Here is a 19,709-nt window from a genome sequence, read left to right as displayed (position 1 = left end):
ACCCTCTAACCGCCGACTGACCCGCAATAGATGTCGAGAAACCCCGAAAATTCGGGGTTTCTCGACATCTATTGCGGGTCAGATGACGGGGGCGTGCGGGATCAGTTGCGGACCATGCTCAGCTTCCAGTTCTCCGGGCCGTTCTCGACGTAGTCGACCGTGAACTTGCCGGCGGCGCGCTGCTCGAGCTGGGCAAGCAGCGGCAGCGGGTTGTGATTGGCGATCAGCAGGATGCCGCGGCCGGCGGTGAGGCCCTCGAGGGCCCCGAAGATCGTGGCGTGCCGGATGGCGTGCGGGATGACGCGGGTGTCGAGCTCGGACAAGCCCGGCTCGTCATGCCCGCCGCAGGCGCAGCCGCCCGTTGCGGGGGCCGCGGCCGCGACGTCGGCGGTGCGCTCGGGCAGGACGCCGGCCAGCGTGATCGACGGGTTTTGCGCCAGGGCGGGAACGATCAAGTCGGCGGCCTGGGCCAGGAACGCGGCGCCCGCCTCCTGTAGGCGAGCCCCGGCGTACACCATCTGCAGGGGCGCTTCCTGCTGCTCCAGCGTCTTGGCCGCGTCGATCAGCCGGGTGCTGTGTGCCGCGGCCAGCCCGGCCACGACGCCGCCCACGTCCTTCAGTGCCGCGGCAAACGCCGCGGCCAGCGGCAGCAGTTCCTTTTCGGCGAAGTCCACCAGCTTGGTCTGGTCCGCCTCGGCGAGCTCGCCGCCGCGCTGGTTGGCCGCGGCGGAGACAAGGTTGGTGGCCAGGGTTCCCAGCGTGCCGCCGGCCTCGGCGATGCGGGTGCGGGCCTCGTCCAACGCGGCAGCGTCGGTGGAGGAGGAGGCAAGGACTAGATTATTCACGGCGGCAACCTTACGGGGGTTCGAATGGAGATTGTGGGATTATATTACTACAATAAATTCCGTGGAAAATAATCAGTCAGGACTGCCGCCGCGCGGACCCAAGCCGGGCGGCACGGAGTCCGTCGCGCCGATGTCCAGGGCCCGCGCGGCGGTGCTGGAGCGGCTGCGCGCCGCCGATGGCACCCTTAGCGTCGAGACCCTCGCCGCGGAAACCGGCCAGCACACCAACACCGTCCGCGAGCACCTGGACGCCCTGGTGGTGGCCGGATTTGCCACGAGGGCGACGGCGGCGCGCACGGGTCGCGGCCGGCCCGCCTGGCTCTACCGGGCAGCAACACCCGCGTCCCGCCCCGCCGGCTACGCCGCTCTGGCCACCGCCCTGGCCCGCCAAATCGCCGCCACCAGCGAGGACCCCGCGGGCGCCGGCGACCTGGCCGGCCGGCAGTGGGCGCACGTGCTGAACGCCCGCCCGGCGGGATCCGGCCCCGCCGCCCCCGGCTCCTCCGGCCCCGCCGAACAGCGCCTGGCCCGTCGCGGGGTGGTGGACGCCTTGCGTGAAGCCGGCTTTGGCATCCACGGCAACGCCGACGCCACCGACCTCACCCTGACCACGTGCCCCATCGTGGAGGCGGCCCGGGAAAACCAGGACGTGGTGTGCGCCGTGCACCTGGGGCTGGTCAAGGGACTGCTGGAAGGCAGCGGCGTGCCCGAGGACGGGGTCCGGCTGGTCCCCTTCGCCGCACCCGGCGTATGCACCCTGCGCCTGCCCGCCAACCTGCCCGCCACCCTGCCCGCGAACGCGGGCCGGTGAGCGGCGGACGGGCCGCCGCCCTTGCCGCCCAGGCGCCCCAGCGCAAGAAGCCGCCGCGTCAAGGGTCCCGGCGCACCACGGCGTTCCTGCGCAGGCCCGCCTTCAGGATGCTGTTCCTGCTGCCGGCCGGTGCCGCCCTGCTGGTGGGCCTCAATGCCGGGCTGCAGCTGCTTGGTGCCGATGCCCCGGTGGACATCGGGCGGTTCCCGCAAGTTCACGGCATGCTGCTGGTGCTGAGCTTTGTGGGCACCGTGATCGCCCTGGAACGCACGGTCGCGCTCGGCAAGGCGGCCGGGTACGCATCCCCGGCGTTGCTGGGCGTGGCGGGGCTGCTGTTGATTTCCCCCCTGCCATTGTGGATCGGCAAGACGGTGCTGCTGRCCGGCACCGTCGCCATGGCACTGGTCTACCTCCCGTTGTGGCGGCGGCAGCGCGACAACGTGGTCCTGATCCAGATCCTCGGCTCCGTGACGGCCATCGGGGCCGCCGCACTGTGGCTGCGAATCCCCGCCATCCCCGTGCTGCTGCCGTTCCTGGTCAGCTTCGTGGTGCTGACCATCGCCGGGGAACGGCTGGAACTCGCCCGGATCGGCATCGCCAGCCCCCGGGCCGAACCGCTCCTGACGATCCTGGCCTTCGCCATGACGGCGGCCACGGCGGCCACCCTCTTGTGGCCCGCCGTCGGCTACCCTCTCTTCGGGCTGACCCTGCTGGCGATGGTCGGCTGGCTCGTGGGGTACGACGCCGCCCGCAAGACCATCCGCGGCCAGGGCCTGCCCCGCTACATCGCCGCCTGCCTGCTGGCCGGCTACAGCTGGCTGGCCATCGCCGGGGTCGTGCTGGCCCTGCACCAGGGCACCCTGACCGGGGCGTCCTACGACGTCGTCGTCCACTCGGTCTTCCTTGGCTTCACCATCTCCATGATCATGGCCCACGCGCCCGTCATCCTGCCCGCCGTGTTGCGCAAGCCGCTGCCGTACACCGAGCTGTTCTGGGTTCCGGCCGGGCTCTTACACCTGTCCCTGCTGATCCGGCTGGGCCTTGGCGACGCCGCCGGCCTCCACGGCGCCTGGGTGAGCGGCGGCGTGCTGAACGTGATCGCCATCCTGCTCTTTGCCGTCATGGCCGTCTGGCAGGCCACCCATCCACCGAAAGTCCTGGCGTGAACCTCAATCTGACCCCTCCCGGTGCGGGCGGGCAGCCGCCTGCCGCCATGAGCCGGGCCGGATGGCACCTGCGCGCCAACGCCCCGGCGGTGTTCTGGCTGGTGGCCCTCGTGGTGGTGGTGCTCATCCACCGCAACATCCCGGCATCGGGCTGGCTCATGGTGCACCTGCTGCTGCTGGGCGCGGTGACCAACTCGATCCTGGTGTGGAGCTGGCACTTTGCCCAGGCGCTGCTGCGCGGCCCCAACCCCAGCTCGCGCGGCATGGTGCTGCGGCTGGTGCTGCTCAACGTGGCCGTGCTGGCCGTGGTGGTCTCCGTGCCGGCCAACATCTGGGCGCTGACCTTGGCGGGCAGCATCCTGGTGGGCGGCGTCGTGGCCGCACACGCCGTCACCTTGGGACGGCGGGCCCGCACGGCCCTGCCCTCCCGCTTTGGCGCGACCGTTTGGTACTACGTCGCCGCCTGCCTGCTGCTGCCCGTGGGGGCCGGGGTGGGCGCCGCGCTCGCCTCCGGCGTGGGCGGCGAGGCGCACGCGAGGCTGCTGCTGGTCCACCTGACCGTTAACGTCCTGGGCTTTGTGGGGCTGACGGTGCTGGGAACCCTGATGACGCTGCTGCCCACCATGCTGCACACCCGGGTGGCCGACGGCGCCGAATCCGTCGCGCGGCACGGTGCCGTGCCGCTGCTGGCCGGCGTGCTGGTCACCGCCGCCGGCGCCGCGGCCGGTGCGACATTCCTGTGCACCGTGGGGCTCCTGATCTACCTGGGCGCGGTGGTGTACGTCTGCGTGCCGCTGGCCAAGGTGGTGCGGGGCAGGCCGCCGGTCACCTTTGCGCCGCTGTCCGCGCTCGCCGCCGTCGCCTGGCTGGCGGTATCGCTGGTATGGCTGGTGCTCCTGACCGTCACATCGGGCGGCTGGGAAGCCCTGCACCACGGCATCGAGGTGGTGGCCCCCGTGCTGGCCGCCGGTTTCGCGGCCCAGGTCCTGGGGGCCGCCCTGACCTATCTGGCGCCCGTGGTGTTGGGCGGCGGGCCCTCGATTCTCCGGCACCGCGCGGCGATGTTGGACAAGGCCGCAGTGTTCCGTGTGGTCCTGACCAACGGCGCCCTCCTGGTCTCCCTGCTGCCCGTGCCCAGCCTGGTTCGCGTGGGCACGACGTTCCTGGTCCTGGCGGGGCTGGCCTGGTTCCTGCCGCTGCTCGGGATGGCCCTGTTGAAGAAACCGTCCCAGGCCCCGGGCGCCGGTCCGACGCCGACCCCCCGGCCCGGGGTTGTGGCCTATGACCCGGCCCCGGGCAGCAGGTGGGGGATGGCGGCGACCGGGCTGGCCGTCGTCGTGCTGGTCATTGTGGCCGGCATCATGGCCGACCCCGCCGCCCTGTCCGGGCTGAACCGGGCCGGGGCGCAAACCGCCGCGCACGCCACCGGGCAGACCACCACGGTGGAGATGACCATGAAGAACATGCGCTTCCACCCGGACAAGGTGTCGGTCCCCGTGGGCAACAAGCTGGTCATCAACGTCACCAATGAGGACACCATGGTGCATGACCTCGTCACGGCCGGCGGTGCGGAATCCGGACGGCTGTATCCGGGCGAGAAGGCGAGCGTGGCGGTGGGCGTGGTCGGGACGGGCATGGACGGGTGGTGCAGCATCGTCGGGCACCGCCAGCAGGGCATGGTGTTCACGATCGTGGCCACCGGCGCGCCCGCCCCTGCCTCCGGGTCCACGCCGCCACCGGCCGATGCGGGGGGCATGGCGGGCATGGACCATGGCACCCCCGCCGCCGGTGCGCCAAGCGCCGCCTCGCTGCTGGACTTCATGAAGGAACCGGCCGCGGACTTCACCGCCCGCGACGCCGCGCTGCCGCCGCTGCAGCCGGGCACGGTGCATGAGCTCACCCTGACGGTCTCCGAGGCCGAGCGCGAGGTGGCCCCGGGCGTCAGGCAAAAGCTGTGGATGTTCAACGGCACCGCCCCCGGACCCACGCTGCACGGGAAAGTGGGGGACAAGTTCAAGATCAAGCTCGTCAACGACGGGTCCCTGGGGCACTCGATCGACCTCCACGCCGGCGCCCTGGCCCCGGATCGGCCCATGCGCACCATCAACCCGGGTGAGTCGCTGACGTATACGTTTACCGCCACGCGGGCGGGGATCTGGATGTACCACTGCAGCACCATGCCCATGAGCCTGCACATCGCCAACGGCATGTTCGGCGCCGTCGTCATCGACCCGCCCAAGCTGCCGCCGGTGGCCAGGGAGTACGTCCTGATCCAGTCCGAGCTGTACCTGGGCACGCAGGGCGGGGTGGCCGACCTGGCCAAGATCCAGGCGGACACCCCGGACGCGGTCGTCTTCAACGGCTACGCCAACCAGTATGACTCGCGCCCGCTGGCGGCCAGGGCCGGCGAGCGGGTGCGGGTCTGGGTGCTCGACGCCGGACCCAACCGGGCGTCGTCGTTCCACATCGTCGGCGGCCAGTTCGACACCGTGTGGAGCGAGGGCCGGTACCTGATCGACGGCTCCGACCCCGCGGCCGGCTCGCAAACCCTGGGGTTGGCGGCCGCCCAGGGCGGATTCGTCGAGCTCACCTTCCCCCAGCCCGGCAACTACCCGTTTGTCTCGCATGTGATGGTCGACGCCGAACGCGGCGCCCACGGACTGTTCAAGGTCGAGGCCGGCGGCTGAGCCCGGCCTCGACGCGGGGATGCCGGATCCGGCATGATTCCCCTATGGAGAAACTAGTGCCCTCGGCGGCCGCCGTGGCCGCCTTTGAGGTCCTTGCCGCTGACTTGGCGGATGCAGGAGTCACGGTGGGAAAAATGTTTGGCGCCACCTCGCTGATGATAGGCGGCAAGGCGATCGGCTGCCTGCACGGCGACGCCGTCGCCTTCAAACTGGGGCAGGACTCTGCGGGCCATGCGGCGGCCCTCGCACTGCCCGGGGCCGCGTTGTTCGACCCGTCCGGAATGAGCCGGCCCTTCAAGGACTGGGTGGTGGTGCCGCTGGCGTCGGCGGAGCGCTGGCCGGCGCTGGCGGATGCCGCCCTGACCCTGACGGGCGGCTGACCCTGCCGGGCCGCATGGGTACCTTGAGGGACGGAAGCGGGGCACGGATGGGCATGGCCGGGACGAGAGGCACTGGAGCGGGCGTGATCATTGTCGGCGGCGGGCCGGTCGGGTTGATGCTCGCCTGCGAGTTGGGGGACGCGGGCGTCGCCTCGATCGTCCTTGAGCGTGCGGTCGAGCACAGCGCGATGCCCAAGGGCAACGGCCTGGTCGGGGAGATCGTGACCATCCTGAGGCGGCGGGGGCTGCTGCGCGGGCAGAAAGGACTGCACGCCATTCCGGTGCCCCGCTATTTCTTCGGGACGCTGCCGCTGAGGCTGAACCCGGTGAGGCCCAACGCCCTGCGGGTGCTGCCCATACCGCAGCATCGGCTCGAAGCGCTGCTGGAAAAACGCGCCCGCGCCCTGGGCGCCGACGTCCGCCGCGGGCACGCCGTGAGTGGATTTCACGACGACGGTGAACGGGTGGTCGTGGACGTCCGCGCCGACCACGGCGACTACGCCCTCGACGGCGGATTTCTCGTCGGGTGCGACGGGGCCCACAGCTTCGTGCGCCATCACCTCGGGGTCGGCTTTCCCGGTACCACCGGCGACCAACTCGTGCGGATCGGGCGAGTGGCGATTCCTGCGGGTGTGCGCCGCCGGTCCAGGCACGTCCTCGAGCTGGCCGACGGGCGGACCCTGTTCCTGTTTCGGCCCAACCACCTGCCGTCGGGCATCCTCACGCTCGCCCCGGTGTCGGACCTGGACCGCGGCGCCCCGGCGGATCTGTACATCGTCGGCACCCACGAGCCGCGGGACGGCCAGGAACCGGCCGAGCAGATTTCCCTGGACGAGATGCGGGCCAGCATCCAGCGAGTACTCGGCAGTGACCTCCCGATCAGCGGCGGGCAGTGGCTGCGGTCCATGATCGCCAACAGCCGCCAGGCCGAGCGCTACCGAGTCGGGCGGGTGTTCCTCGCCGGCGACGCCGCGCACGTGTTCTCCGCCGGCGGCTCCTCCTTGAACACGGGGATGCTCGACGCCGTCGACCTCGCCCCCCGGCTCGCCGCGGTGCTGGCAGGCGCGGCCTCCGTCGAAACCCTCGAAAACTACCACACGGTCCGCCACGAAGCAGGCCGGCAGGCGATCGTGCAGACCCGGGCGCAGGCCGCCCTGTCCGCTCAGGGCGCCGAGGCCGAAGCCCTCCGGCAAGTTCTCGGCGCCGCGCTGCGCACCCGCAATCCCCATCGGTATCTGGCCACCCTGCTCATCGGCAAACCGACCAGGGCGCCGCGGCGCTGACACCCCGGTGGGACACAACGCCGCCATTCCCCGGATCGGCGCCTGCACACTAGGGTTGGTTCCCAACAAAACGCGAGGAGAGGAACCAACCATGAACGACACCGACAAGACCGCCACGGGCGCCACGACGCACGAACGATTCACGGACGAGGAACGAGCCGCGATGAAGGAGCGCGCGAAGGAGCTCAAGACGGCCACCCGCCGCGGAGCGCGCGGTGCCGCGGTGGACGGGGAAAATGACGTGCAGGAGAAGATCGCCGAGATTCCGGAACCGGAACGGGCCCTCGTCGCGCGGGTCCATGCCATCATCAAGGCCAGCACGCCGGAACTCTCGCCGAAAACCTGGTACGGGCTACACAACGATCGGCTTCAACGACTCGGCAATCCTGGACGAGGGCACCATGTGGCCGACCGCCTTCGCCCTGACGGAGCTGAGCGCCGCGGATGAGGCGAGGATCGGCGCGCTCGTCAAGAAGGCCGTCGGTTAAGGACGGACTCTCCGCGCCGCGCCCCGGCGGCGAGCCGGAACGCAAAGGCCGCACCGGCGTCGTCCCTTCCACCACCCAATGTGCGCCCGCCGCACCGTTCCGGTAAACTTGGGACGCAAGACCCCCTTGATTGCCTGCCGGTACAGCATTGCTGGAGACGGCAGGTGGTTCCCAAGGGGTATTTTAGTGTCCGGACGGTGTACGGCGGAGCGACCGCCGAACCATGCAGCGACCGGCTCAACTTTTGAGCAAGGGGGAGGATCCCATGCCAGCAATCGTAATCGTCGGCGCCCAGTGGGGCGACGAGGGCAAGGGCAAGGCCACAGATCTTTTGGGCCACCGCGTCGACTATGTGGTCAAGCCAAACGGCGGCAACAATGCCGGGCACACCGTCGTCGTCGGCGGTGAGAAGTACGAGCTCAAGCTCCTTCCCGCCGGCATCTTGAGCCCCAACGCCGTCCCCATCATCGGCAACGGCTGCGTGGTGAACCTGGAGGCCCTGTTCGAGGAAATTGAGGGCCTGGAGGCGCGCGGGGCGGACACGTCCAAGCTGCGGATTTCTGCCAACGCCCACCTGGTGGCCCCGTACCACCAGGTACTGGACAAGGTCACCGAGCGCTTCCTGGGCAAACGGGCCATCGGCACCACCGGGCGCGGCATCGGCCCGGCGTACATGGACAAAGTGGCCCGCCTGGGCATCCGCGTCCAGGACGTCTTTGACGAGTCCATCCTGCGCCAAAAGGTCGAGGGCTCACTGAAGCAGAAGAACCAGCTGCTGGTAAAGGTGTACAACCGCCGCGACGTGCAGGTCGATGAGATCGTGGACTACTTCCTGGGCTTCGCCGACCGCCTGCGCCCCATGGTCATCGACGCGACCTATGTGCTCAACACGGCCCTGGACGAAGGCAAGGTGGTGCTCATGGAGGGCGGCCAGGCCACGTTCCTGGACGTCGACCACGGCACCTACCCGTTCGTCACCTCCTCCAACCCCACCGCCGGCGGGGCGTCCGTGGGCTCGGGGATCGGCCCCACCCGGATCACCCGCGCCGTGGGCATCATCAAGGCCTACACCACCCGCGTGGGCGCCGGCCCGTTCCCCACCGAGCTCTTTGACGAGATGGGGATCTACCTGCAAAAGACCGGCGGGGAATTCGGCGTGAACACCGGCCGCCCGCGCCGCTGCGGCTGGTACGACGCCATCCTGGCCCGGCACGCCTCGCGCGTCAACGGCTTCACCGACTACTTCGTCACCAAGTTGGACGTGCTCACCGGCATCGAGCAGATCCCGGTCTGCGTGGCGTACGACGTCGACGGCGTTCGGCACGACGAGATGCCCATGACGCAGACCGAATTCCACCATGCCGTGCCGATCTTCGAGTACTTCCCGGGCTGGACCGAGGACATCACCGGGGCCCGCACGCTCGAGGAGCTGCCGGAGAACGCGCGCAACTACATTCTGGCGCTGGAGGCCATGTCCGGCACCCGGATCTCCGCAATCGGYGTGGGCCCGGACCGCGACCAGACGATCGTGCGCTACGACCTCATCAAGGACTAGCCCCAGCCCCTTCGAGTCCACCGGGCGCCGGCCCGGCACCCAAGGCAGGACGACGGCGAACCCTGTGTTCCGCCGTCGTCCTGCCTTTTGCGTACCCGCCTGTTGCGGACCCTCGGGCCCGCCGATCGCACCGCAGCGGCGCCGTGGCGGGGCAAAACGACTAGGCTTGAGACCAGAGCAATTCACGGTGCGAGGGAGATGCCATGAAGGTCAGCGTTGGTCAGTTCAACCCGGGCGGGCGCGTCGCGGACAACCTCGCGGTGATGCGCGGGCTGGCGGTCACGGCGCAACAGGACGGCGGCCGGCTGATCATCTTCCCCGAGGAATCCATGTTTTCGGTGGGCCGGGTGGAGGGGGACTTCGTGACGGCCGTCGACGCGCAGTGGAGCACGTTCGTCCAGGGAGTGTCCCGCATCGCGGCGGACGTGGGCATCGCCGTCATCGCCGGCGGCTACGAATCCAGCGGTGAGTCCCGCCCGTACAACACCGTGGTGGCCGTGGACGACGACGGCACCATCCTGGGCACGTACCGCAAACTGCACCTCTACGACGCCTTCTCCTACCAGGAATCCACCCGGATCAAGCCCGGCGACAACGGCGTGACCCTGGTGGACATCGGCGGATTCAAGGTGGGCATCATGACCTGCTACGACATCCGCTTCCCCGAGCTGGCCCGGGCGCTGGCGGTGGAGGGCGCCGACCTGATCGCCGTGGCGGCCGCCTGGTTCAAGGGTGACCACAAGGTGGAGCACTGGGAGACGCTGCTCAAGGCCCGTGCCATCGAAAACACGTGCTGGGTGGCGGCGGCGGGCACCTCCAGCGACCACTGCATCGGGCACTCGGCCATTCTTGACCCGATGGGCATCGCCCAGGATTTTCTCGCCGACGAGGCCAACGGGGTGGCCACCTCGGACGTGACGCACAAACGCATCGAGGAGGTGCGCGAATTCCTTCCCGTGCTGCGCAATCGCCGGTTCCAAGACAACGCCGTGGTGGTCCCGGCGGGGTAAGAGTATTCCATTGACGGCACAGGCCCCGGTGGTTAGTGTCAGGACAACAGAGGAGGCACGCATGAATGATTCCAAGATCTGGGCGGCATTGGAACCAATGTATCCATCTGCCCTTGAAGACATTCCCCTGGACGGTGCCTGGCTGAAGCCTCCTTTCTCCAACGACCCCAGCGGCCGTGCCGTGATCTGCAACGACGGTGATTTCCAGTTCGTGGTGGTGGACCGCAAGAAAGGCGCCGTGCTGTTCGTCTGCGAGGACGACGAGTCCGTGATTGCCTCTTCCCTGGAGCAGTTTGTGCGGATTGTTTCCGCCTGGGAGTCCATTGACCGGGACACCGTGGGGCCCGAAGACGACGACGACTTCGCCACCGTGCGCAAAACGTTTGAGACGCTGCTCAAGGAAATCGACCCCCTCGCGGCCGGACCCAACGAGTTTTGGTCGCTGTACACGGAGGAACTCACCAGCGAGGACTACGTGGACGTCGATGATCTCGACGAGGATGACGACGAACTGGAAACCGACACCGGCGACAACGACCGGCCTGGTCTCAGCGAGCCGGGTTCGGCCTCCGGCTCCGACTCCGATAATTTCGACGACTCCGACGACTCCGACGACGACATCGACGACGACTCGGAGGACGACGCGGACTCGGAGGATTTCGACGACAACCCCGACGAGCTGGAAGATCTTGACGACTACTCCGGCAAGGCCGCGCGCGAGATCCGCGTCGACTCCTGACCGCTGCCCCGCCAAACGCCCCTGCGCCGCTTGAGCGCTGCCGGCCCGCTTGAGCGCTGCCGGCCCGCATGAGCGCTGCCGGCCGACAGCGTTGGAGCGCCGCCGCAGCGTTTATCCGGCTCCCCGGGGTTCGCGGGCGGCTCCGGCGGCTCCTCCACAGCCCCGCTTGACGGCCGTCTTGTGCACCCCGGCAACGCCACCCGCGTCGGCAGCTCACGGTTCGGGCCATCATGAATCATGGAACGCGCCGACTTACAGGAAATGCTGCAGCAACGGTGGCCGGTGCGCGCGGTGGACGGCATTGCCACGACCCGGATGCTCGCGGACGCCGGCATCACCGACCGTGCCCTGACGGCCGGAATCCGCTCCGGGATCATCCGGCGGCTGCACCGCGGCTCCTACATCCCCGCCGTCATGTGGAACCAGGCGTCGCCGTGGACCAGGGACAGCCTGGTGCTGACGGCGCACGTCCTGGCCGCCCAGGGCGACGGCGTGTACAGCCATGCCAGCGCCGCCCGCCTGCACGGGCTGACCACCTGGAACTGCGGCCCGCGCATCCACTTGACCCAGCCGTACGCGATTGGCCGGGGGAGCCACAGCCCGGACGTTTCCGGGCACCGCCAGCTACTTCCGGCGGAACAGATCCTGCCCCTGCGCGTCGGGCCCGCGCTGGTCCGGGTGACCTCCATGGCGCAGACGGTCCTGGATGCGGCGCGATCCCTCGACACCCAACGCGCCGTCATCATTGGCGACAGCGCCCTGCGACGCGGGGTCACCGCGGCCGCTCTGCAAACACTACTGGACACCAGCCCGGTGGTCCGCGGGTCCGCGCGGGCGCAACGGACCATCGCCCTACTCGATGCGCGAAGCGAATCAGCCGGTGAGTCCCGCACCCGCGTCGTGATGTCCGCAATGGATCTGCCCATGCCCCGCCTGCAGCTGGTGGTCCAGACACCCGATGGCGAGTATCGCGGCGACTTCGGATGGGAAGAGGTCCGGCTCCTCATGGAGTTTGACGGGTGGGGAAAGTATTTTGACTACCGGCCGACGGACGTTGCGATCGCCAGGGAACGGAAACGCGAGAAGGCGCTGATGGAGTCAGGGTGGCAGGTGCTGCGGATCCACTGGGAGGACCTGGATGATCCACGCGAACTCGAGGCGCGCATCCGGGCCGCGCTGGAACGGGCAGCCTACGCGGTCCGCCGGCGCGGCCTGGGGCGGCCGGCCTGAGCGCCGCCTTCCCGCACGGGCGCGGCGGCCCCGCACGGGCGCTGTGGCCCGGCAGCGCCCAAGCGGGTAAGCAGCGCCGAAGCGGGAAAGCGGCGCCCAAGCGCCGCCGTCCACAGCCCCAGGGGCTAGGCTCAATCCATGGCCCACGTAAACGACCCCGCTGTTGTCCGCCGACTCCTCACCACCCCCGCCCGGTGGGCCGTGGTTGGCCTGTCCACCAATCCCCTGCGCGCCGCCCTGGATGTGTCCTCCTACCTGCACAGGCACCTGGGCCAGGAGATCATTCCGGTCAACCTGAAGGGCGAGGACGTCCACGGCGCACAGGGCTACAAGACCCTGGCGGAGATCCCGGGAAACATTGATGTCGTTGACTGTTTCGTGAATTCGACAAAGGTAGGATCGGTGGTGGATCAGGCGATCGCGGTTGGTGCCAAGGCCGTCTGGCTGCAACTGGGCGTCGTGGACGAGGCCGCCGCCCGGCGTGCGGCCGACGCCGGCCTGGACGTCGTGATGAATACCTGCCCCAAGATCGAAGCGCCCGCTCTCGGCCTCTAGCCCCCAGTGGAAGGTCCGCATGCCCCGCCACCTGCACAATCCGGCTGCCGCCCGCCGCTGGCTGGCCGCGGTCATCATTGCCGTGGTGGTTGCCGGCGCTGTCGTCGGGGGACTGTGGTGGACCGGCTCCAGGGGGACGACGACGGCCGCAACGGACACGTCCGCCCTGCCTTCAGCGCCGGGCCCGTCGGCAAGCACCTCCGCCAGTGCCGGGCCGGCGAGTCCAACGGGACAAACGTCGTCGCCCGCCCCGGCGGCCGCCACCGCCCCGGCGACCACCCCGGCCCCGGACCCGAAGACCGGCCGCGTCAGCACCCTCGGCGGGCTGGTCCCGGACTTTGCCCTGCCACCGATTGAAAACGGCCTGGCCCCGGTCCTGACCAGGATTCCCACCAAGCAGAAAGTGGTGTTCCTGACCATCGATGACGGAGCCATCAAGCGCGCATCGGACTTGGCCCTGCTGGAAAAGAACGGCATCAAGGCCTCCCTGTTCCTGGCCCACACGTTCATCGCCGGCCATGCCGACTTTTACCAGGGCTACCTGGCGGCCGGGCACCTGGTGGAGAACCACTCGATGACCCACGACCTGGGCTTCATCCACCTGGGCTACGCGCAGCAAAAGGCCGAAATCTGCCAGATGGCCGACTTCGAGGAAGCACACTTTGGCCGGCGCCCCGTGTTTTTCCGCCCCCCGGGCGGCCCCTACACCGACTCCGTCCGCAAGGCCGTGGCCGACTGCGGCCTGGCGGCCGTCGTGGACTGGGAGGCGAAGGCCAACGCCAAGTCGATGCAGTACCAGGTGGGCCAGGCGCTGCGCCCGGGGGACATCGTGCTGATGCACTTCCGGCCCGAATTCCCGCAAGACCTGGCGGCCTTCGTCAAGGCCCAGAAGGCGGCGGGGTTGAAGGTGGTCCTGCTGGAGGATTACCTGGGCGTGAAGTAGCCCCGCATCGGGCGGCGCCCCGGTAACGTTGATGCCATGACACGGATTGTCTATTACACCGCAAGCACCATGAACGGCTTCCTGGCCGATCCCGAGAACTCGCTGGCATGGCTCTTTGCCGTGGACACCACGGAGGCGCCGGACCTGGCCGGGCTCATGGACGGCATGGGCGTGTTTGTCGAAGGCTCCACCACCTATGAGTGGGTGCTCCGGGAGGAAAAGCTGCTGGAGAACCCGGCCAAGTGGCGGCAATTCTACGGCGAGAAACCCACCTATGTCTTCACCAGCCGCCAGCTGCCGGTGCCCGACGGCGCCGACGTCCGGTTTGTCAGCGGTTCCGTCAAAAACGTCCTGCCGGACATCGTCGCCGCGGCCGGGGAGAAGGACGTGTGGGTGGTGGGCGGCGGCGACCTCGCCGGCCAGTTCCTGGACATCGACGCACTGGATGAAATCACCGTATCCATCGCACCGGCGCTCCTGGCCGGAGGCGCGCCACTGCTGCCGCGCATCGTCGGCCCCGACCGACTGGTGCTGCGCAGCGCCCTCCAACAGGGCCAATTCGCGACCCTGAGCTACGGGGTCCGGAAAACGGACGCCGGGACCGTGACCGGCTCCGGCGCGGAGCCGGCATGAACCTCACGGGCGCCGGACTCCGTGCGGCCGCGCTGAAACTGCCCGGCGCCTACGAGGACTACCCGTTCGGCCCGGAGACGGCCGTGTTTAAGGTGCTCGCGCCCAGCGGCTCCGCCCAAAGGGTGGGCAAGATGTTCGCCATCGCCAACCTGAACCGCCCGGGCCTGTCGGTGGGCCTTAAGTGCGACCCCGAGCTGGCGCCGCAGCTTCGCCTGGCCAACCCCGCCATCACGCCCGGCTACCACCTGAACAAACGGCACTGGAACTCCGTGGACTGTACCCGCCTGGAGGCCCGGACGGTGCTGGACATGCTGGAGGATTCCTACGACCTGGTGGTGGCCGGACTGCCCAGGCAGCAACAAGACGCCTTGAAATGGAGTGCGCGTGCCACTGAAGACTGAACGGGGCGGCCTGAACTACCCGCAGCTGGGCCGCACGCGCATCCTGGCGGGCGAACCGACGGGTGCCGGAAACTGGCCGGACGGCTTTGACCACGTGGACCTGCAGATTCGCGTGGGCACCGGGGACGCCGACTTCACGGCGCTGGCCGACGGCATCATGACCTGGCAAATTCAGCGCCGCGCGGGGCTGCGCGTTTCGGCGCCGCCGCGCGCCGCCGTGGGCGCCGTGATCGTGAGCGGCTTCGGCGTCGGAAATCTGCGCGTGCCCATCCCGTGCGAGGTCGTGTGGGCGGAGGAACCGACGGGGATCGTGCGCACGGACGGTCTGGAGGTGGAGCTGGCCGGCTTCGGCTACGGCACACTGCCGGGACACCCCGCGCTCGGCGAGGAGTCGTTCATCGCCATGAAAACGCCCGACGGCGGCGTGTACTTCCGCCTGTTGGCCTTCAGCAAACCCTCGCGCCTGATCTTCAAGCTGGGCTCCCCGGTCACCAGGTTCACCCAGCGCGGGGTCACCAGGAGCTACATGCGGGCCGCCCGCTCCCTCGTCGCGAAGCTCGTCTAAAAACGTCATTTCGACCTCTTTCTTCACATTTGTTGTTCATGCGCCGCGGACGTGTGGATACTTGAGCCAAGATCATGAGTCCCGATGACAAGCCCTGGCTCGTCGGGCGGCAACCCTCTTCCGTAGCGGGGTGCCCCAGGTGATGATCTGGTTGTCCGGCCATGCCGGACGGCAAGTACGGCGCCACCGACGGCGTCCCAACCGTGAAAGGCGCCCAGCACAAATTGCATGCCCGCAGGGGACCGGTGTCCCCAACCGCGGCACCCCGCGGAGTTGCCCCCCAGCCCATCCCGCGCAGCCGGAATCCCCCGCCGCGTGCGGCTCGGTCATGCCCGCGGCCGCATTCAATTCCATTGACCCGTTCCAGGAGTACCCATGAGCATCCCCCAGAGCACCTATGAGAGCACCATAGAGAGCACCATCGGAGGGTCGGCCTTTTCCGCTGCCGCCTCAATCTACCGGCCCATATTCGACCGGATCGCCGCCGGGGCCGCCGTGCGCGAACGCGAGCGCACCCTGCCGTTTGAGCAGATCGGCTGGCTCCGGGACGCAGGCTTCGGCGGGGCCCGGATCCCCGCCGAACTGGGCGGCAACGGCCTAAGCTGGGAGGAATTCACCGCCCTGCTGATCGAGCTGGCCGCCGCGGACAGCAACGTCCCGCAGGCCCTGCGCGCCCATATTGCCCTGGTCGAGGAACACCTCTACCACCACACCGTCGACGCCGGTCGCGCACCGTGGCTGCGCCGGTTCGCCGCCGGGGAGATCGCCGGCAGCGCCTGGACGGAGCCGGGCGCGGGCGGCACCGCGACCACGCTGGATGATTCAAGCGGCACCCCGCTGCTGACCGGGCGCAAGTTCTACACCACCGGCACCATCTTCGCCGACTGGGTGGACGTCACGGCTCGGCGCCCGGACGGGTCCGAGGTTTCCGTGGTCGTCTCCACCCGGGCGCCGGGCGTGGAAACCCTCGACGACTGGGACGGATTTGGTCAGCGCCTGACCGGAAGCGGCACCACCACCTTCCACAACACCCCGGTGGACCCGGCCAACGTCTCCGACTTCGCCGACCGCTTCCCGTACCAAACGGCCGTCTACCAGCACCTGCTGCTGATCACCCTCGCCGGAATCGGGCGCGCGGTGGTGGCGGACGCCGCCGAACAGGTCCGCGGCCGGACCCGCGTGTTCGGCCACGGCAACGCCCCGCTGGTGCGCGAGGATCCGCAGATCCTGCAGATCGTGGGCGAGATCAGCGCCAAGGCGTATGTCGCCGAGGCCGCCACGCTGCGCGTCGCCCGGTCCCTGGACAACGTGTACGCGGCCAGGCACCTGGACGCGGACGCGGAGCGGACGGCGAACATCGCCGTCGAACTGGAATCCGGGCAGGCGCAGGTGGTCCTGAGCACCCTCATTCCCGACGCCGCCGGGGCCCTGTTCAACGCCCTGGGCGCCTCCTCGACCAGCACCAGCAAGCAGCTGGACCGGCACTGGCGCAACGCCCGCACCGTCGCCACGCACAACCCGTTCGTCTACAAGGCGCGCATCATCGGCGACTTTGAGGTCAACGGCACCGAGCCGCCCTACGTGTGGTCCATCGGCGAAGCCGGCGCCGACACTCACCAGCACCCGACCGCCGTCGTACCGGCCTGACCCGCGAAAGACTCCTCCCATGACCACCATCACCCGCCAAAGTGAAAAAACCGCACCCCGCCTGACCGGGCGCCTGGGCGTGACCGGCATCGTCCTGATTGTTGTTGCCGCCGCCTCGCCGCTGGGCGTCATCGGCGGTCCCGTGCCGCTGGGCATCGCCTCCGGCAACGGGGCAGGGCTGCCCACGATCTTCCTGGCCGCCACCGCCATCTTGCTGCTGTTCGCCGTCGGCTTCACCACCATGACCCCGCACGTGCCCGACGCCGGCGCGTTTTCCAGCTACATCCGGCGCGGGCTCGGCCGGCGCGCCGGAACCGGTGCCGCATTCGTGGCACTGCTGTCCTACCTGGCGCTCGAGGCCGGCGTCTACGGGCTGCTGGGCCCGGCCGTCGGTCAGGTCGTCACCGCCTACGGCGGCCCGGACCTGCCCTGGTGGCTGTGGGCCGCCGTCGCACTGGCCGCCGTCACCTGGCTCGGCCACCGCAACATCGAGCTTTCCGGCAAGGTGTTGGGCGTCCTGCTCCTGGCCGAGGTGCTGATCGTCCTGGTGCTCGACGCACGCGTGATCCTGGCCGGCGGCGGCCCGCAGGGGCTCTCCGCCGGGTTTGCCGTGCCCGCCACGGTCTTCTCCGGCGCCCCCGGGGTGGCCCTGTTGTTCGCCATCCTCAGCTTCATCGGCTTTGAGGCAACGGCCGTGTTCCGGGATGAGGCCCGCGACCCGGACCGCACGATTCCCCGGGCCACCTACCTGGCCCTGGCGCTCATTGGGCTGTTCTACGCCGTCTCCACCTGGGCCCTGCTGAGCGCCTGGGGCGACGACGCCGCGGTGGCCCGCGCCCTCTCCAACCCCGGATCGATGCTGGCCGACACCGCCGGCGCCTACCTCGGCCCCGTCGGCGCGCACCTGGTGCAGGTGCTGCTGACCACCAGCCTCTTCGCCTGCATCCTGGCCTTCCACAACATCGGGTCCCGGTACTTCTTCCAACTGGGCGCCAGCGGGGTCCTGCCCGCCACCCTGGCCGGCACCCACCCGGTGCACCGGTCCCCGCACCGCGCCTCCCTGGCGGACAACGCCGTCGTGGCGATCTTCCTCGCCGCGGCCCTCGTCACCGGCTGGGACCCAATCAATGAGTTCTACACCTGGTTTGCGGGGTTCGCCTCGCTCGGGATCGTGGTGCTCATGACGTTGACCAGCGTCGCGGTGGTCGTGTTCTTCCGGCGGCGCGGGGCGCCGTGGGTGAACTGGCGCCGCAGCGTGGCCCCCACCCTTGGCTTTCTGGGCCTGCTGGGAATCCTGGCCCTCATCCTGTCCAACCTGCCGGCCCTGCTGGGGGGCAGCACCCTGCTGTGCGTCGTGGTGCTCGCCGTCCTGGTGCTCGCACTGGCCGCCGGCTGGGTCATTGAAAATGCCCGCCCGGCCACCGCACCGGCCGCGACCATCACCAACGGAGAACCATCATGAGCGAAACAACCCGCCGCCACATCCGCTTCAACGCCTTTGACATGAACTGCGTGGCCCACCAGTCACCCGGGCTGTGGCGCCACCCGGAGGACCAATCCTGGCGCTACAAGGACCTGCGCTACTGGGCGGAGCTGGCCCAAACGCTGGAGCGCGGGCTCTTTGACGGCATCTTTATTGCCGATGTCCTGGGCACCTACGACGTCTTCGGCGCCTCCAACGAGGCCACGCTGCGCCAAGGCACGCAGGTGCCCGTCAACGATCCCTTCCTGCTGGTGTCCGCCATGGCCCTGGTCACCGAGAACCTGGGCTTCGGCGTCACGGCCGGGACCGCCTACGAGCACCCGTACCCGTTCGCCCGCCGGCTCTCCACCCTCGATCACCTCAGCAACGGCCGGGTCGGCTGGAACGTGGTCACCGGCTACCTGCCCTCCGCCGCCCGGAACATGGGCAACGAGGACCAGCTTGAACACGATGAGCGCTACGACCATGCCGACGAGTATCTGGAGGTGGTCTACAAACTGCTGGAGGGCTCCTGGGAGGACGGCGCCGTCGTCCGTGACCGCGAAACCGGCGTGTTTACGGACCCGAGCAAGGTCCACGAAATTGGCCACGACGGCACCTATTTCAAGGTGCCCGGCATCCACCTCAGCGAACCGTCCCCGCAACGCACCCCGGTGATCTACCAGGCCGGCGCGTCACCGCGCGGCGTCGCGTTTGCGGCCGGCAATGCGGAGGCCGTCTTCGTCGGCGCACCCACCAAGGAATTGCTGAAAGCCACGGTGGCGCGCATCCGCGATGCCGTCGCGGCCGCCGGGCGGAACCGGCACGCGGTGCGCATCTACACCATGCTGACCATCATCACCGATGAGACGGCGGAAAAGGCCCACGCCAAGCATGAGGAGTACCGATCCTACGCGAGCACCGAGGGCGCGCTGGCGCTGCTCTCGGGCTGGTTGGGCCTGGACCTGTCCACCTATGACCTTGACGAGCCGATCGGCAACGTCAAGTCCAATGCCATCCAGTCCGCCGTGGCCAATTTCGCCAAGGCGCGCAATGACGACGGCGCCGCCTGGACCGTGCGCGACCTCGCCGACTTCGCCGCCATTGGGGGCATGGGCCCGCGCCTGGTCGGCTCCGGCGCTGACGTGGCCCAGGAGCTGATCGACTGGGTGGAGGAGACCGACGTGGACGGCTTCAACCTCGCCTACGCCATCACCCCCGGCAGCTTCGAGGACGTGGTGAGGTTTGTGGTCCCGGAGCGATCCCCCCAAAACCGGGGGGATCTCGGCGCGCACCGGCTACCTCAGCG

The 19,709-nt window shown here is 69.2% G+C and carries 18 protein-coding genes, 1 pseudogene and 1 riboswitch; of the genes and pseudogenes, 18 read left to right on the top strand and 1 reads right to left on the bottom strand.

What is annotated here, in order from left to right; translation table 11 throughout:
- Window positions 1-101: 101 nt before the first annotated feature.
- Window positions 102-845, bottom strand: a complete 744-nt coding sequence (locus AB4Y80_RS05000; protein ID WP_442212275.1) for a DUF2249 domain-containing protein — start codon at window positions 843-845, stop codon at window positions 102-104.
- Window positions 846-906: 61 nt separating this feature from the next.
- Between AB4Y80_RS05000 and AB4Y80_RS04995 the strand changes: the two genes are divergently transcribed.
- The 18 genes and pseudogenes from AB4Y80_RS04995 to AB4Y80_RS04910 all read left to right on the top strand — a co-directional run.
- On the top strand, window positions 907-1,656 hold the full coding sequence (locus AB4Y80_RS04995) for a helix-turn-helix transcriptional regulator (protein ID WP_442212272.1): 750 nt from the start codon (window positions 907-909) through the stop codon (window positions 1,654-1,656).
- A complete protein-coding gene (locus AB4Y80_RS04990; RefSeq protein ID WP_442212270.1) occupies window positions 1,653-2,822 on the top strand; it encodes a hypothetical protein in 1,170 nt (389 codons plus the stop codon). The genes AB4Y80_RS04995 and AB4Y80_RS04990 overlap by 4 nt, the downstream gene beginning before the upstream one ends.
- Window positions 2,819-5,509, top strand: a complete 2,691-nt coding sequence (locus tag AB4Y80_RS04985) for a multicopper oxidase domain-containing protein (RefSeq protein ID WP_442212268.1) — start codon at window positions 2,819-2,821, stop codon at window positions 5,507-5,509. Before AB4Y80_RS04990 ends, AB4Y80_RS04985 begins: the two co-directional genes overlap by 4 nt.
- Before the next feature lie 44 nt (window positions 5,510-5,553).
- Complete coding sequence (locus AB4Y80_RS04980) at window positions 5,554-5,889, top strand: hypothetical protein (protein ID WP_442212266.1); 336 nt, start codon at window positions 5,554-5,556, stop codon at window positions 5,887-5,889.
- 83 nt (window positions 5,890-5,972) lie between these two features.
- Entirely contained in the window at window positions 5,973-7,172 is a 1,200-nt protein-coding gene (locus tag AB4Y80_RS04975) for an FAD-dependent monooxygenase (protein WP_442212264.1), read from the top strand.
- A gap of 91 nt (window positions 7,173-7,263) precedes the next feature.
- Window positions 7,264-7,620 (top strand): hypothetical protein, encoded by a 357-nt coding sequence (locus tag AB4Y80_RS04970; RefSeq protein WP_442212262.1) that lies wholly within the window; start codon window positions 7,264-7,266, stop codon window positions 7,618-7,620.
- Between the two features lie 305 nt (window positions 7,621-7,925).
- Complete coding sequence (locus AB4Y80_RS04965; RefSeq protein ID WP_442212260.1) at window positions 7,926-9,215, top strand: adenylosuccinate synthase; 1,290 nt, start codon at window positions 7,926-7,928, stop codon at window positions 9,213-9,215.
- Window positions 9,216-9,418: 203 nt separating this feature from the next.
- A complete protein-coding gene (locus AB4Y80_RS04960) occupies window positions 9,419-10,225 on the top strand; it encodes a carbon-nitrogen hydrolase family protein (RefSeq protein WP_442212258.1) in 807 nt (268 codons plus the stop codon).
- 61 nt (window positions 10,226-10,286) lie between these two features.
- Window positions 10,287-10,964 carry an SUKH-4 family immunity protein gene (locus tag AB4Y80_RS04955; RefSeq protein WP_442212256.1) on the top strand — a complete coding sequence of 226 codons (678 nt, stop codon included), beginning with the start codon at window positions 10,287-10,289 and terminating at the stop codon, window positions 10,962-10,964.
- Between the two features lie 237 nt (window positions 10,965-11,201).
- Complete coding sequence (locus AB4Y80_RS04950; RefSeq protein ID WP_442212254.1) at window positions 11,202-12,194, top strand: type IV toxin-antitoxin system AbiEi family antitoxin domain-containing protein; 993 nt, start codon at window positions 11,202-11,204, stop codon at window positions 12,192-12,194.
- Window positions 12,195-12,332: 138 nt separating this feature from the next.
- On the top strand, window positions 12,333-12,749 hold the full coding sequence (locus AB4Y80_RS04945; protein ID WP_442212252.1) for a CoA-binding protein: 417 nt from the start codon (window positions 12,333-12,335) through the stop codon (window positions 12,747-12,749).
- A gap of 19 nt (window positions 12,750-12,768) precedes the next feature.
- Window positions 12,769-13,692: a polysaccharide deacetylase family protein gene (locus tag AB4Y80_RS04940; protein WP_442212250.1), complete on the top strand. Its 924-nt coding sequence runs from the start codon at window positions 12,769-12,771 to the stop codon at window positions 13,690-13,692.
- 36 nt (window positions 13,693-13,728) lie between these two features.
- Complete coding sequence (locus AB4Y80_RS04935) at window positions 13,729-14,325, top strand: dihydrofolate reductase family protein (protein WP_442212248.1); 597 nt, start codon at window positions 13,729-13,731, stop codon at window positions 14,323-14,325.
- Window positions 14,322-14,726: an MmcQ/YjbR family DNA-binding protein gene (locus tag AB4Y80_RS04930; RefSeq protein ID WP_442212246.1), complete on the top strand. Its 405-nt coding sequence runs from the start codon at window positions 14,322-14,324 to the stop codon at window positions 14,724-14,726. Before AB4Y80_RS04935 ends, AB4Y80_RS04930 begins: the two co-directional genes overlap by 4 nt.
- Window positions 14,710-15,291, top strand: coding sequence for a DUF1990 family protein (locus tag AB4Y80_RS04925; protein ID WP_442212244.1), 582 nt, complete (start codon window positions 14,710-14,712; stop codon window positions 15,289-15,291). Before AB4Y80_RS04930 ends, AB4Y80_RS04925 begins: the two co-directional genes overlap by 17 nt.
- Window positions 15,292-15,361: 70 nt before the next feature.
- Window positions 15,362-15,475: riboswitch (SAM riboswitch) on the top strand.
- A gap of 191 nt (window positions 15,476-15,666) precedes the next feature.
- Window positions 15,667-16,938 carry an acyl-CoA dehydrogenase family protein gene (locus AB4Y80_RS04920; RefSeq protein ID WP_442212242.1) on the top strand — a complete coding sequence of 424 codons (1,272 nt, stop codon included), beginning with the start codon at window positions 15,667-15,669 and terminating at the stop codon, window positions 16,936-16,938.
- A gap of 19 nt (window positions 16,939-16,957) precedes the next feature.
- Window positions 16,958-18,400: an APC family permease gene (locus AB4Y80_RS04915; RefSeq protein WP_442212240.1), complete on the top strand. Its 1,443-nt coding sequence runs from the start codon at window positions 16,958-16,960 to the stop codon at window positions 18,398-18,400.
- Window positions 18,397-19,659: pseudogene (locus AB4Y80_RS04910) on the top strand (LLM class flavin-dependent oxidoreductase); the annotation flags it as partial. The gene AB4Y80_RS04915 and the pseudogene AB4Y80_RS04910, both read left to right, overlap by 4 nt.
- Window positions 19,660-19,709 lie beyond the last annotated feature (50 nt).

This window comes from Specibacter sp. RAF43 (genome assembly GCF_052114065.1).
GTDB lineage: Bacteria > Actinomycetota > Actinomycetes > Actinomycetales > Micrococcaceae > Specibacter.
The sequence above is the reverse complement of the archived record's forward strand: the minus strand, read 5'-3'. Positions and strand labels throughout refer to the sequence as shown.

What these genes read in the sequence shown, in the direction of transcription:
- AB4Y80_RS04980 (WP_442212266.1), top strand. Translation starts at nt 5,554, where the DNA reads ATGGAGAAACTAGTGCCCTCGGCGGCCGCCGTGGCCGCCTTTGAGGTC.
- AB4Y80_RS04920 (WP_442212242.1), top strand. Translation starts at nt 15,667, where the DNA reads ATGAGCATCCCCCAGAGCACCTATGAGAGCACCATAGAGAGCACCATC.
- AB4Y80_RS04935 (WP_442212248.1), top strand. Translation starts at nt 13,729, where the DNA reads ATGACACGGATTGTCTATTACACCGCAAGCACCATGAACGGCTTCCTG.
- AB4Y80_RS04940 (WP_442212250.1), top strand. Translation starts at nt 12,769, where the DNA reads ATGCCCCGCCACCTGCACAATCCGGCTGCCGCCCGCCGCTGGCTGGCC.
- AB4Y80_RS04930 (WP_442212246.1), top strand. Translation starts at nt 14,322, where the DNA reads ATGAACCTCACGGGCGCCGGACTCCGTGCGGCCGCGCTGAAACTGCCC.
- AB4Y80_RS04970 (WP_442212262.1), top strand. Translation starts at nt 7,264, where the DNA reads ATGAACGACACCGACAAGACCGCCACGGGCGCCACGACGCACGAACGA.
- AB4Y80_RS04915 (WP_442212240.1), top strand. Translation starts at nt 16,958, where the DNA reads ATGACCACCATCACCCGCCAAAGTGAAAAAACCGCACCCCGCCTGACC.
- AB4Y80_RS04945 (WP_442212252.1), top strand. Translation starts at nt 12,333, where the DNA reads ATGGCCCACGTAAACGACCCCGCTGTTGTCCGCCGACTCCTCACCACC.
- AB4Y80_RS04950 (WP_442212254.1), top strand. Translation starts at nt 11,202, where the DNA reads ATGGAACGCGCCGACTTACAGGAAATGCTGCAGCAACGGTGGCCGGTG.
- AB4Y80_RS04960 (WP_442212258.1), top strand. Translation starts at nt 9,419, where the DNA reads ATGAAGGTCAGCGTTGGTCAGTTCAACCCGGGCGGGCGCGTCGCGGAC.
- AB4Y80_RS04955 (WP_442212256.1), top strand. Translation starts at nt 10,287, where the DNA reads ATGAATGATTCCAAGATCTGGGCGGCATTGGAACCAATGTATCCATCT.